Here is a 12411-nt window from a genome sequence, read left to right as displayed (position 1 = left end):
GACGATGTGGCCCGCTGCGTTGATGCCGGTGGATGCCGGCTGGCTGGTGTGCCCATTGCGTTCCGGTAGCGACCATGACCGCTGACGCCGAACTGATGCGCTGCGCGGCGCTCGACCGGCGCCTGCTGGCCGCGGTACGCGGCATCCACATTCTCGGCACCGTCGCCTGGCCCGCTTCGCTGGAAAACCACCTGATCGCCGACTACGCCGCCGGACGCTTTGCGCTGCCGCAGGTGGACTACCGTCGCCCCGATCTGGCCGAAGCGCGCGCTGAGCTGGCAGCGATCGCCGGCGAGGCAGGCACGCTCGACGATGCGCCGCTACGCGATTATCTGGTGCGCACCGCCGATTCCTGGCGCATGGCCGCGCAGATGCTCGATGCGGTCGGCACCGCCGGTGTCAGCGCACCTTCGATCGCGCTCTACGGCAAGCCGACCGATTCGATCCCCGGCAGCACGCGCAGCAATCTCGATGCCGCCCGCTACTTCGTCGAGCTGGCCGATGAACTTGGCGCCGACCTGTTGGCGGACGAAGCGCCCGCAACCATCGCCGCGGACACCTTGCGCGACGAGCTGGCCGCCACGCTTGACGGTTTTTTCGGCGCGGGCGTGGTGCGCGTCGAGGTCGATCCCGAGCTGACCGCCAAGGCGGCAGCCGGCGCGACCCGCATCCGCTTGCGCGGCGGCGCGCAGTTCACTGCCTACGACCGCCACCAGCTGCTGGCCCACGAGGCGCTGGTGCACACATTGACGGCGCTGAACGGTAAGCGGCAGCCGCTGCTCGCTTCGCTGGCCCGCACCTCGCCGCGCGTCACCGCCACCCAGGAAGGCCTGGCCGTGTTTGCGGAACTCATGTCTGGCGCGATCGACATCGCCCGTTTGAAACGCATCGGGCTGCGCATCCTCGCGATCGACATGGCGCTCTCCGGTGCCGATTTCGTCGAGGTGTACCGGTTTTTCCACGCACGCGGGCAGGGGGCGGCCGACAGCTTCCACAGTGCGCAGCGCGTGTTTCGCGGGGTGCCCACCACCGGCGGCGCGGCGTTCGCGAAAGACAACGTGTATCTCTCGGGCCTGCTCACCGTGCACACGTTTTTCCGCTGGGCGTTTCGTGCGCGGCGCATGGATCACCTGCGTCACCTGTTTGCCGGCAAGCTCGCGCTGGCCGACGTGGAGAGCCTCGCGCCGCATTTCGCCTCCGGGGCGATCGCGCCGCCGCACTGGTTGCCGCCGTGGATGCGCGAGGTGCACGGGCTGGCCGGCAAACTCGCATTTTCGGTGTTCATCAACGGCATCCACATGGACGCCGTCGCGGCCGCCGACGTGGCGCTTGGCCGCACTGCAGCGGGTTCGCGCGAGGGGCCGGTGATACGATGCCGACAGCCGCCAGACGGCACCCCATAACCCCTGAAAAGCCCTTTCCAATGGCCCATATCGACGACCTGCGCCGCGCCGCGCTCGAATATCACCGCTACCCGCGCCCAGGCAAGATCAAGGTCACCCCAACCACCTCGCTGCTGACCCAGCGCGACCTGTCACTGGCGTATTCGCCGGGCGTCGCCTATGCCTGCGGCGCGATCGTGAAGGACCCACAGGCGGCGAGCGAAATGACCGCGCGCGCCAATCTCGTCGCGGTCATCACCAATGGCACCGCGGTGCTCGGCCTGGGCGACATCGGCCCGCTTGCCGGCAAGCCGGTGATGGAAGGCAAGGCGATCCTGTTCCAGAAGTTCGCCGGCATCGACGTGTTCGACATCGAGCTGGCCGAGCACGATCCGGACAAGCTGGTCGACATCATCGCCGCGATGGAACCGACCTTCGGCGGCATCAACCTCGAGGATTTCAAGGCGCCGGAGTGCTTCATCATCGAGCGCAAGCTGCGTGAGCGCATGCACATCCCGGTGTTCCACGACGACCAGCACGGCACCGCGATCATCGTCGGCGCGGCGATCCTCAACGCGCTTGAGGTGGTCGGCAAGAAAATCGAAAACGTCAAGCTGGCGCATACCGGCGCGGGTGCCGCCGGCATCGCCTGCCTGGACATGCTGGTCGCGCTCGGCCTGCCGCCGGAGAACATCATTGCGTTCGATCGCGACGGCGTGATCTACCAGGGCCGCCCGGGCCTCGATCCGGATCGCGCGCGTTACGCGCGCGCCACCGACAAGCGCACGCTGGCGGAGATCGTTGCCGGCGCCGACGTGTTCCTCGGCCTTTCGGCCGGCGCGATCCTCAAGCCGGAAATGCTGGCCACGATGGCGGAGCGTCCGGTGATCATGGCGCTGGCCAATCCGAATCCGGAGATCCTGCCGGAAGTCGCGAAGGCGGCGCGCCCGGATTGCGTGATCGCCACCGGCCGTTCGGATTACCCGAACCAGGTCAACAACGCGCTGTGCTTCCCGTACATTTTCCGCGGCGCGCTGGACGTCGGCGCGACTGGCATCAACGAGGCGATGAAAGTGGCCTGCGTGCGCGCCATTGCGCAATTGGCGCGGATGGAAGCCACCGACCTTGGCAGTGCCTACGGCGGCGACACGCCGAAATTCGGCCCCGAATACCTCATCCCGCGGCCGTTTGACCGTCGCCTGCTGGTGAGCCTCGCACCGGCCGTGGCACAGGCGGCGATGGACTCGGGCGTGGCCACGCGCCCGATCGCCGACATGGACTCCTACAAGGAAAAGCTCGGCCAGTTCATCTACCGCACCGGCCTCATCATGAAGCCGGTGTACGACCGTGCGCGCGCCGATCTGAAGAGCGTGGTGTACGCCGAGGGCGAAGAGGAAACCGTGCTGCGCGCGGTGCAGAGCGTGGTCGATTCCAAACTCGCGTTTCCGATCCTGATCGGGCGCCCGGACGTGATCGACATGCGCATCCAGCGCCTCGGCCTGCGGCTCAAGGCCGGTGTCGATTTCGAGCTGACCAACATCCACGACGATCCGCGCTTCAACGAGTACTGGCGCCAGTACCACGCGCTCACCGAGCGCCGCGGCGTGACCCCGGACGCGGCGAAGAACCTGATGCGTTCGCGGCCCACGCTGATCGCCGCGATGATGGTCGAACGCGGCGAGGCGGACGCCATGCTGTGCGGCCTGGTGGGGCGCTACCACAAGAAGCTCGGCTACCTGCGCAGCGTGTTCGGGCTCGACCCCGGTGTACGCGGCACCTCCGCGATGAGTTGCGTCATCAACGACAAGGGCACCTGGTTTTTCCTGGATACCCACGTGCAGCTCGACCCCGACGCCGAGCAGATTGCCGAGGCCACCTTGCAGGCCTCGTACCGGCTGAAACTGTTCGGCATCGAGCCGAAAGTGGCGCTGCTTTCGCACTCCAACTTCGGCAGCCACGACAACCCGCTGGCGGCAAAAATGCACCGCGTGCGCGAGATCCTCAAGGCGCGCGTGCCCAAGCTCGACGTCGACGGCGAGCTGCAGGCCGATACCGCCTGGGACGAGTCCCTGCGCCGGCGCATTTTCCCCAACACCACGCTCACCGGTCGCGCCAATCTGTTCGTGATGCCCAACCTGGACAGCGCCAACATCGTCTACAACATGGTGCGGGTGATGACCGATGGCGTGGCGATCGGCCCGATCCTGATGGGCGTGGACCGTCCGGCGCACATTCTCACCACGGCATCGAGCGTGCGCCGGGTGGTGAACATGACGGCGCTGGCAGCGGTGGATGCGCAGATTCGCGCCGCCCAGCGGCGCGCCGACTGACCGCCGCGCGCCTTGACGCAATGCACGAATCTCCCTAAGCTTGCCGTCTTTTCACGTTGCACCGAGCCCGCCATGAAGCCCGATATCCATCCGAATTACCACCCGGTGGTGTTCCAGGATCTGTCCTCCGATTTCGCGTTCCTGACGCGTTCGACGATTGCCACCAAGGACACCATCAAGTGGGAGGATGGCAACGAGTACCCGCTGGTCAAGGTGGATATCTCCAGCCATTCGCACCCGTTCTACACCGGCAAGCAGAAGACGCTGGACGTCGGCGGCCGGGTGGACAAGTTCCGCAAGCGCTACGCGCACAAGTAAGCATTCGGCCACGCCGTCGCTGACGGCAGCGGCATGACACACAGGGCAGGCCGCGCGCTTGCCCTGTGTGTTTTCGTGCGCGCCATTCGACCATCCGCGCACGCATGCGGATGGAGCGATGTGCGATAATCCCGGCAATCGCATCGAACGCTTTCCCCGGCGCGGTGCATGTATCCATGGCCAATCGGCGCCGCCCTGCAGTGCCCTCTGGCGGCGACTTTTTCAGGAGGTTCCCGTGTCCGATCCCAAGATCGTCAAGCTGGTGGATGAATCGAACCAGCGCAGTGCCGAACTGCCGCTCGTCGAGGGCACCCTCGGTGCGGCGTGCATCGACATTTCCACCTTGTACAAGCAGACCGGGCACTACACCATCGACCCCGGTTTCGGGGCTACCGCCAGCACCAAGAGCGCGATCACCTTCATCGACGGCGAGAAGGGCATTCTGCTGTATCGCGGCTACCCGATCGAGCAGTTGGCGGGGAAATCCAGCTTCCTCGAAGTGGCCTACCTGCTCTTGAACGGCGAGCTGCCGACCGTGCCCGAGTTCGCCAAGTTCAAGGACGAGGTGGCGCATCACACGATGATGCACGAGTCGCTGAAGAACTTTTTCCAGGGCTTCCACCACGACGCGCATCCGATGGCGATGCTGGCCGCCTCGGTCGCTTCGCTGTCGGCGTTCTACCACGAGGATCTCGACGTCGAGAATCCGGCCGACCGCAAGCTCGCCGCGATCCGCCTGATCGCGAAGATGCCGACGATTGCTGCCGCCTGCTACCGCTATTCCATCGGCTGGCCGTTCCGCTATCCGCGCAACAACCTCGAGTACGCCGACCGCTTCCTGCACATGATGTTCGAGGTGCCGAGCGAGCCGCTGGAGATGAATCCGGTGGTGGCCAAGGCGCTCGACCTGCTGTTCATCCTGCATGCCGACCACGAGCAGAACGCGTCGACCTCCACCGTGCGTCTGGTCGGCTCGACCGGCGCCAACCCGTATGCGTCGGTCGCCGCCGGCATCACCGCGCTGTGGGGCCCGGCGCACGGCGGCGCGAATGAGGCCGTGCTGAAGATGCTCAAGGAGATCGGCACGCCGGACAACGTCGAGTCGGCGATCGTGCGTGCGAAGGACAAGAACGACAACTTCCGCCTGATGGGCTTCGGCCATCGCGTGTACAAGAACTTCGACCCGCGTGCCACCATCATCCGCAACACCTGCCATGAGGTGCTCGACGCGCTCGGCGTCAATGACCCGCTGCTGGACGTGGCGATGAAGCTCGAGGAGCGGGCGCTGAAGGACGACTACTTCGTCAGCCACAAGCTGTACCCGAACGTCGATTTCTACTCCGGCATCATCTACAAGGCGCTCGGCATCCCGACCGAGATGTTCACCGTGATGTTTGCCATTGCGCGTACCGCTGGCTGGATCTCGCACTGGATCGAACAGCACGAAACCCCGGGGGCGCGCATCGGCCGTCCGCGCCAGGTGTACGTGGGCCATACCAAGCGCGATTACGTCGCCAGCGACAAGCGCTGATCGCGGCGCGCTTTCCGCATCGCCTGCTGCAACGCCCCGGCTCGCCGGGGCGTTGTTTTTTGGGACGCCGGGTTCCGTGCATTCCTTGTGGGCCGGGCTTGATCCCGACCGGCGTTTCGCCAGGAGCTTGTCGGGCTGAAGCCCGACCCACGGTGGTTGCGGGCGCGACGGCTATCGGCGCACCCGCGCCAGCATGCGCTCCAGCTCGTCGCCGGCCTGATCCTCCGCCAGCAGCGCAGCAACCATGGCGAGCGAGGCGCGCCGCATCGGGTGCTCGTCCACACGGTCGAGCGGTGCCTGGCGGAGTGCGTTGCGTGGCATCACCGTGAGGTCGAACGGCAAGTCGCCCGCGGCGAACAGCAGCACCGGGTACTCCACCTGGGTGTCGCGCGTGGCGCGCAGGCGCCGGGTTTCGGTCTCGAACGGCACGCCGCGTTCGTGCAGGAACTGGTAGATCGCATCCGGGTCGTCGCTGAACACGTGCAGGCACACCGCCGACCACTCATCGGCGGTGCCTTCGAGCACCGCGCCGACCAGGCGTGGCTCGAACGGCGCCAGGAAGCGCATCGCCTCGATTGCGGCCTCACGCCGCTCGCGCACGAGTTGCAGCTGGCGATCGCCCAGGAACAACCGCTGGTGCTCGCGCAGCGCGTCCTCGATCTCCTGATTGCGCGGCAGCGCCTGCGCATCATCGATACCGAGCCGCTGGGCCGCCTTGAGCTTGGCCCGGTGGTAGTCGCGGATGCCGTGCTCGGTCATCAATCGCGCGGCCTCTTGCGCGACCCGCCGCCGGTTGTGCTGCTGGCGGTCATTCGCATGGATGCGGTGATGCTCGTCTCGCGCCATGAGCTGCCTCCGCCCGGATAGACGCGCGCAGCGTAGCGCAAGCCGGCCGGTTGGGGAGCGACGTGAATCGCCGTGGACCGACCGGCAACGCGATGTGGCACGGCAAAATCGGTCGGGCCGCAACCCAAGCGCGAGCGCCGGCTCGGCCATGAGCTCATGCACTCGCGCGGTTCTGCTTTTCCGAATCCCGAATCCCGACCTGCGTCCATCCGCACCCAACCCTGTTCGCCCGGTCGGCGTGTCGCTAGAAAATGTCGTACGGGTTCGACTGGTTTTGCTGTTGTTGAGTGGCCTCTTGGCGCAGGCGGTCAAGGTCTTCGACCTTGAAATACTCGGTCATGCCGTTCGGGTCGCCCGCGGTCGTCGGCAGTCCGCTGGCGCGGTCGATGGTGGCGGTGGCGATGCCGGGCGGCATGGGCAGCGTCGCTGGCGGCAGTCCCTTGAGCACGCTGCCCATGTAGTCCATCCAGATCGGCAGCGCGGCTTTGGCACCGAATTCGCCGCGGCCAAGCGAGCCGTAATTGTCGAAACCGACCCACACGGTGGTGGCGATGTCACCGTTGAAGCCGGCGAACCAGGCGTCGCGGTGATCGTTGGTGGAGCCGGTCTTGCCGGCCAGGTCGGGACGGTTCAGGGCGCGTGCGGCCGAGCCGGTGCCGCGCAGGATGACGTCCTGCATCAGCGAGGTGATGAGGAAATCAGTGCGCGGCCCGAGCACGCGCGGCGCCAGCACCGGTGGATGCGCGCCACTGCCGTGCGCGTCGGCGGGCAGCGTACCCACGCCGGAGTCGTCGCTGCTGCTTGCGCTGGCCGGCGCGCCGGAAGCCAGGCGGTTGGCCGGGCGTTTGCCCATGTCGGGCGGCGGCGGACCGGCCGGCGTGCTTTCGAGCAGGCGCTCCTGACATTCGCCGCAAGCGCGCGCAGGGTTGGCGATGTACACCGGCTTGCCGTTGCGATCGTCGATCTCGCGGATGAAATACGGGGTGACGAGGTAACCGCCGTTGGCGAACACCGCATAGGCGCGAGCCATATTCATCGGCGACACCGAGGCAGTGCCCAGCGCCATCGAGAGGTTCGCCGGCAAGGCGTCGAGCGCGAAGCCGAAGCGGGTGATGAAGTGACGCGCATAGCGCACGCCGATGGCAGCAAGCAGGCGCACGGAGACGAGATTCTTCGATTGCACCAGCGCCTCGCGCAGGCGCATCGGGCCGGCGAATTTGTCGTCGTCGTTGCTGGGCGTCCACAGCCCGCCAGGGCGCGACGGGTCGGGCAGCGCGAGCGGGGCATCGTTGATGATGGATGCCGGGGTGAAACCGTGGTCGAACGCGGCCGCGTACAGGAACGGCTTGAAGCTCGATCCTGGTTGGCGCGCTGCCATTACCGCGCGATTGAACTTGCTGCGGGTGAAATTGAAACCCCCGACCAGGGCTTCGACCGCGCCGTCCTCCGGCCGTACCGAGGCCAGCGCTGCCTGCGCTGCCGGAATCTGCGCGAGCTGCCACGCGTCGTTCGCGTTGCGCATCACGCGCACGATGTCGCCGCGCTTGAGCGCGGCGTCGACCCGTTTCGGCGCCGCGCCAACCCGGCTGTCGTCGAGGTAGGGCCGCGCCCAGGCCACGGCGTCCAGATCAAGCGTGATGGTTTGCCCGCCCACCAGCTGGAGCTCGGCCGAGCTGGCCGAGCTGGCGGTGACCAGCGCCGGCGCCAGTCCGGAGATGTCGGTGTAGCCGGCGAGCGCGTGCGCAGCGCCGGTTTTGCCATCGGCGGCGGTGAGATCGACGTGCGCCTCCGGCCCGCGCCAGCCGTGCCGGCGGTCATAGGCGATGAGCCCGGTGCGCACTGCCTGCACCGCGGTGTCCTGGCGCGTGCTGTCGAGCGTGGTCTTGACCACGTAGCCTTCGGTCAGCGCGTCGTTGCCCAGGCGATCGAGCACTTGCCGGCGCACCATTTCCGCCAGATAGGGCGCGTCCACCTGGATCGGCGCCTCATGCGGGGCGCCATCGTTGGGTTCCGCAATGGCCTGCTGGTACTGCGCCTGCGTGATGTAGCGGTGGCGCAGCATTTCGCCCAGCACCCAGTTGCGCCGCGCCAGCATCCGGGCCGGGCTGTTGATCGGGTTCACCAGCGACGGCAGCTGGAAGGTTGAGGCGATGGTGGCGCACTGCGCAATGGTCAATTGGTCGAGCGTCTTGCCGTAGTAGTACGACGCCGCAGCGGCGACGCCATAGGCGCGGTGGCCGAGAAACATCTTGTTGAGGTAAAGCTCGAGGATCTGATCCTTGCTCAGCTCATGCTCGATCTGCAGCGCAATGAAAACTTCCGTCAGCTTGCGCGAATAGAGTTTTTCCGGGCTCAGGAAAAAGTTGCGCGCCACCTGCTGGGTGATGGTCGAGCCGCCCTGCGTCTTGTCGCCGCCGGACAGCGCCACATGCCACGCCGCGCGCACGATGCCGCGCCAGTCGACGCCGGGGTGGTGGTAGAAATCCGCGTCTTCCGCCGACAGCACCGCATGCTTGAGGTTCGCCGGCACCTGGTCGATCGACACCGGGATGCGCCGGGTTTCGCCAAACGTGGCGATCAGCTTGCCGTCGGCGCTTTCCACCCGCAGCGGCACCTGCATGTGGTAGTCCTTCAGCACCGCCACCGACGGCAGGCGCGGGGCGATCAACCAATACGCCACGCCAATGGCGCCGACGCCGAGCAGCAGTCCGGAAAACAGCAGGATCAGAGCGAGGCGCAAGAGGCGCTTCAGGATACGCATCAAGGGGCGGACCTAGGCCGGAAACCGCCGAAGTATACGGGCAGGCGCCGAAATGGCCGTGGTTGCGAGGCTGCGGACGGCGGTGGCGCTACATCTGCGGTTTTGTCGCGTCGCGCTTCACAAGATCGTCCGGATAGCTCGAAACGAGGCCTCCGTCACGGTAGAAAAACGTGCTTGGCCAAATGTGCCGCGCATCACGGGAAATACTTGAGAAACCGGCCGCAGACCATTGCACCTACGTAAAATTTTCGCTCTAATGCCGCCGAACATCGGCCGGAAACTCATCGGTTGGTGCCCAGGGGCAAAGGGGGTAACACCGTGGGGCTCTTCACACCCAAGAAGCCGGCGCTGATCGGGGTCGACATCAGTTCGACTGCGGTCAAGTTGCTGCAGCTCAGTCAGGCCGGCAATCGCTACCGCGTGGAAAGTTATGCGGTCGAGCCGTTGCCGCCCAATGCCGTGGTCGAAAAGAACATCGTCGAGGTCGACGCGGTGGGCGAGGCGATCCGCCGTGCGCTCGCGCGCTCCGGCTCAAGGCTCAAGCATGCTGCAGCGGCCGTTGCAGGTTCGGCGGTCATCACCCGCATCATTCCGATGGCGAGTGAACTGACTGAGGACGATCTCGAAGGCCAGATCCAGGTCGAGGCCAACCAGTACATCCCTTACCCGATCGACGAGGTCAGCCTTGATTTCGAGGTGATCGGGCCGGTGCGTGACAACCCGGAAATGAACAACGTGCTGCTGGCCGCCTCGCGTACCGAAAACGTCGACATGCGCGTGGCGGCGCTTGAACTTGGTGGTCTCACCGCCAAGGTGATCGACGTCGAGGCGTTCGCAATGGAAAACGCCTTTGCGCTCCTGACCGACCAGCTCAACGTCGGCCGCGACGCACTGGTGGCGGTGGTCGACATCGGCGCCACCATGACCACGCTCTCGGTGCTGCGCAACCAGCGCACGATCTACTCGCGCGAGCAGGTGTTCGGCGGCAAGCAGCTCACCGACGAAATCATGCGCCGCTACGGGCTCTCCTATGAGGAAGCCGGGCGCGCCAAACGCAAGGGCGGGTTGCCGGAGTCGTACGCCACCGAGGCGCTGGAGCCGTTCAAGGAGTCCCTCGTGCAGCAGGTCAGCCGCCTGCTGCAGTTCTTCTTTGCCGGCAGCGAATACAGCAAGGTCGATCAGGTCGTGCTGGCCGGCGGCTGCGCCACGATCGACGGCATTGCCGGCATGCTCGAAGAGCAGGTTGGGGTGCCCTGTGTGGTCGCCAATCCGCTGGCGCGGATGTCGGTGTCGCCGAAGGTGCAAGGCCAGATGCTGACCCAGGATGCCCCGGCGCTGATGATCGCGGTCGGCCTGGCGATGAGGAGTTTCGACTGATGGCACACGTCAACCTCCTGCCGTGGCGCGTCGAGCGCCGCAAACAGCGCGAACGCGAGTTCTACGGGCAACTGGGCGCGGCTTTGGTCGCCGCTCTGGGCTTTGTCCTGTTGTGGTCGTTCTGGATGGGCGCGCGCATCGACAACCAGAACGAGCGCAACACCATCCTGCAAAACGAAATCAAGCAGGTCGACGTCAAGATCGACAAGATCAAGGATCTCGAAAAGGTGCGCGAGCACCTGCTGGCGCGCAAGCAGATCATCGAGCAGTTGCAGGCTGATCGCTCGAAGATGGTGCACCTGTTCGACGAGTTGGTGAAAACCATTCCGTCCAGCGTGCGCCTGGCCAGCCTCAAGCAGGCCGGCGACACGATGACGCTGGATGGCGTCGCGCAGTCCAATGCCAGCGTTGCCGAATACATGCGCAACATCGAAGCCTCGCCGTGGATGGGCCACGTCGACCTGACCAAGACCGAAAACACGCACGATGCCTCGCGCACCCCGTACACGTTCGGCTTGAGCGTGACGCTGCGCAAGCCGAAGGCGGATGACAACGGTGCCGGCGGCGAGCCAGCTACATCCGGCAGCGCGCCCGCGCCGGCGACTGCAGCAGCGGCAAAGCCTGCGGCAACTCCGGCCCCGGCGGCGAATCCGGAGGCCAAGCCATGAAGCTCATCGATGATCTGCGCTCGCTCGACCGCAACAACGTCGGCGGCTGGCCAAAGTCGGTCAAGGTGTTCTTCACCGCACTGGCGTTTGGCGTCGTGGTGCTGCTCGGCTGGTACTTCTACGTGAGCAGCCAGCAGGACGAGCTGGCATCACTGGCCAGCAAGGAAGACCAGCTCAAGACCGAGTTCACCACCAAGCAGGCCAAGGCGGTGAACCTCGAAGCGCTGCAACAGCAATTGGACGAGATGAAAGACATGCTGCGCCAGTTGTTGCGCCAGCTGCCGAGCAGGACCGAGATGCCCGAGCTCCTGATCGACATCTCGCAAACCGCGCTGTCCGCCGGTTTGCAGGTCGACTCGTTCGTGCCGCAACCCGAGGTGCCGAAGGATTTCTACGCCGAGAAGCCGATCCAGCTCAAGATGGTGGGCACCTATCACCAGTTCGGCACCTTCATCAGTGGCGTGGCGTCGTTGCCGCGGGTGGTGATCCTGACCATGCACGACGTTGCGCTGACGCCCGAGCATGCCAGCAAGAACGGCACTTCCACCGATGGCGAACTGGTGCTGCAAGGCACGGTGAAGACCTACCGCTACCTTGATGAGGACGAAGCGGCGGCTGCGGCGAAGGGGCCGGGCAAGCAGGCGGGGGGGCACAAGTGATGACACGCTCCATGACCATCCGTCCGGCCACGCTGGCCAAGCTTGCGCTGATGCTGGCCACCGCGGTGATGCTTGCCGGGTGCACGCGCGGCACTTCCGACCTGCGCGAGTGGATCACCCAGCAAAAGGCCAAGAAGGGCGCGCCGATTCCGCCGCTGCCCGTCATCAAGACCTTTGAAACCTTCACCTACGCCGACCAGGATCTGCGCGACCCGTTCGCGCCGAGCGTTGCCGAGCAGGACACCGGTGCCACTGCCGGCCCGCGACCCGACCAGAACCGGCCCAAGCAACCGTTGGAAATGTTCGCGCTCGACAGCTTGAAGATGGTCGGCACGATCGGCACTGGCAGCGGCATCGAAGCGCTCATCAAGGACCCGACCGGCGTGATCCATCCGGTGCACGGCGGCGAATACATGGGCCAGAACTACGGTCATATCACGGCGATCAGCGACGACCATATTGATCTGGTCGAGCTGGTATCCAACGGCAATGGTGGCTGGATGGAACGTCCCGCCAGCATCGCACTCGGCGAGAAATAG

At 65.8% G+C, this 12411-nt stretch carries 10 protein-coding genes; 8 read left to right on the top strand and 2 right to left on the bottom strand.

The annotated features are described in order from the left end of the window. The first annotated feature begins 74 nt into the window (after window positions 1-74). The 4 genes from AC3WP6_RS13635 (at window position 75) to AC3WP6_RS13620 (ending at window position 5561) form a co-directional block, all read left to right on the top strand. The gene (locus tag AC3WP6_RS13635; RefSeq protein ID WP_492628157.1) at window positions 75-1403 is read left to right on the top strand and encodes a peptidase MATCAP family protein; all 1329 of its coding nucleotides are present in this window, start codon (window positions 75-77) and stop codon (window positions 1401-1403) included. 20 nt (window positions 1404-1423) lie between these two features. Beyond that, window positions 1424-3712, top strand: a complete 2289-nt coding sequence (locus tag AC3WP6_RS13630) for an NADP-dependent malic enzyme (RefSeq protein WP_492628156.1) — start codon at window positions 1424-1426, stop codon at window positions 3710-3712. Between the two features lie 72 nt (window positions 3713-3784). Continuing rightward, window positions 3785-4030, top strand: coding sequence for a type B 50S ribosomal protein L31 (locus AC3WP6_RS13625; RefSeq protein WP_492628155.1), 246 nt, complete (start codon window positions 3785-3787; stop codon window positions 4028-4030). Between the two features lie 235 nt (window positions 4031-4265). Continuing rightward, on the top strand, window positions 4266-5561 hold the full coding sequence (locus AC3WP6_RS13620; RefSeq protein WP_492628154.1) for a citrate synthase: 1296 nt from the start codon (window positions 4266-4268) through the stop codon (window positions 5559-5561). Between the two features lie 171 nt (window positions 5562-5732). Here AC3WP6_RS13620 and AC3WP6_RS13615 read toward each other — a convergent pair whose 3' ends face one another. Beyond that, on the bottom strand, window positions 5733-6407 hold the full coding sequence (locus tag AC3WP6_RS13615; RefSeq protein WP_492628153.1) for a hypothetical protein: 675 nt from the start codon (window positions 6405-6407) through the stop codon (window positions 5733-5735). A gap of 244 nt (window positions 6408-6651) precedes the next feature. Next, window positions 6652-9168 carry a penicillin-binding protein 1A gene (locus AC3WP6_RS13610; protein WP_492628152.1) on the bottom strand — a complete coding sequence of 839 codons (2517 nt, stop codon included), beginning with the start codon at window positions 9166-9168 and terminating at the stop codon, window positions 6652-6654. 318 nt (window positions 9169-9486) lie between these two features. Between AC3WP6_RS13610 and AC3WP6_RS13605 the strand changes: the two genes are divergently transcribed. From AC3WP6_RS13605 to AC3WP6_RS13590, 4 genes are read left to right on the top strand one after another with little or no spacing between them, the layout of a single operon-like run. Continuing rightward, window positions 9487-10545, top strand: coding sequence for a pilus assembly protein PilM (locus AC3WP6_RS13605; protein WP_492628151.1), 1059 nt, complete (start codon window positions 9487-9489; stop codon window positions 10543-10545). Further along, window positions 10545-11213 carry a PilN domain-containing protein gene (locus AC3WP6_RS13600; protein ID WP_492628150.1) on the top strand — a complete coding sequence of 223 codons (669 nt, stop codon included), beginning with the start codon at window positions 10545-10547 and terminating at the stop codon, window positions 11211-11213. Before AC3WP6_RS13605 ends, AC3WP6_RS13600 begins: the two co-directional genes overlap by 1 nt. Then, the gene (locus AC3WP6_RS13595; protein ID WP_492628149.1) at window positions 11210-11872 is read left to right on the top strand and encodes a type IV pilus inner membrane component PilO; all 663 of its coding nucleotides are present in this window, start codon (window positions 11210-11212) and stop codon (window positions 11870-11872) included. Before AC3WP6_RS13600 ends, AC3WP6_RS13595 begins: the two co-directional genes overlap by 4 nt. Window positions 11873-11883: 11 nt before the next feature. Continuing rightward, on the top strand, window positions 11884-12411 hold the full coding sequence (locus AC3WP6_RS13590) for a pilus assembly protein PilP (protein ID WP_492628148.1): 528 nt from the start codon (window positions 11884-11886) through the stop codon (window positions 12409-12411).

The organism is Rhodanobacter sp. FW106-HT46G03, assembly GCF_058789895.1.
This window is presented reverse-complemented; position numbering and strand designations above follow the sequence as displayed.

Excerpts from the sequence above, each read along its gene's own strand:
- AC3WP6_RS13615 (WP_492628153.1), bottom strand. The coding sequence starts at position 6,407 with ATGGCGCGAGACGAGCATCACCGCATCCATGCGAATGACCGCCAGCAG.
- AC3WP6_RS13590 (WP_492628148.1), top strand. The coding sequence starts at position 11,884 with ATGACCATCCGTCCGGCCACGCTGGCCAAGCTTGCGCTGATGCTGGCC.
- AC3WP6_RS13625 (WP_492628155.1), top strand. The coding sequence starts at position 3,785 with ATGAAGCCCGATATCCATCCGAATTACCACCCGGTGGTGTTCCAGGAT.
- AC3WP6_RS13635 (WP_492628157.1), top strand. The coding sequence starts at position 75 with ATGACCGCTGACGCCGAACTGATGCGCTGCGCGGCGCTCGACCGGCGC.
- AC3WP6_RS13600 (WP_492628150.1), top strand. The coding sequence starts at position 10,545 with ATGGCACACGTCAACCTCCTGCCGTGGCGCGTCGAGCGCCGCAAACAG.
- AC3WP6_RS13595 (WP_492628149.1), top strand. The coding sequence starts at position 11,210 with ATGAAGCTCATCGATGATCTGCGCTCGCTCGACCGCAACAACGTCGGC.
- AC3WP6_RS13610 (WP_492628152.1), bottom strand. The coding sequence starts at position 9,168 with ATGCGTATCCTGAAGCGCCTCTTGCGCCTCGCTCTGATCCTGCTGTTT.
- AC3WP6_RS13630 (WP_492628156.1), top strand. The coding sequence starts at position 1,424 with ATGGCCCATATCGACGACCTGCGCCGCGCCGCGCTCGAATATCACCGC.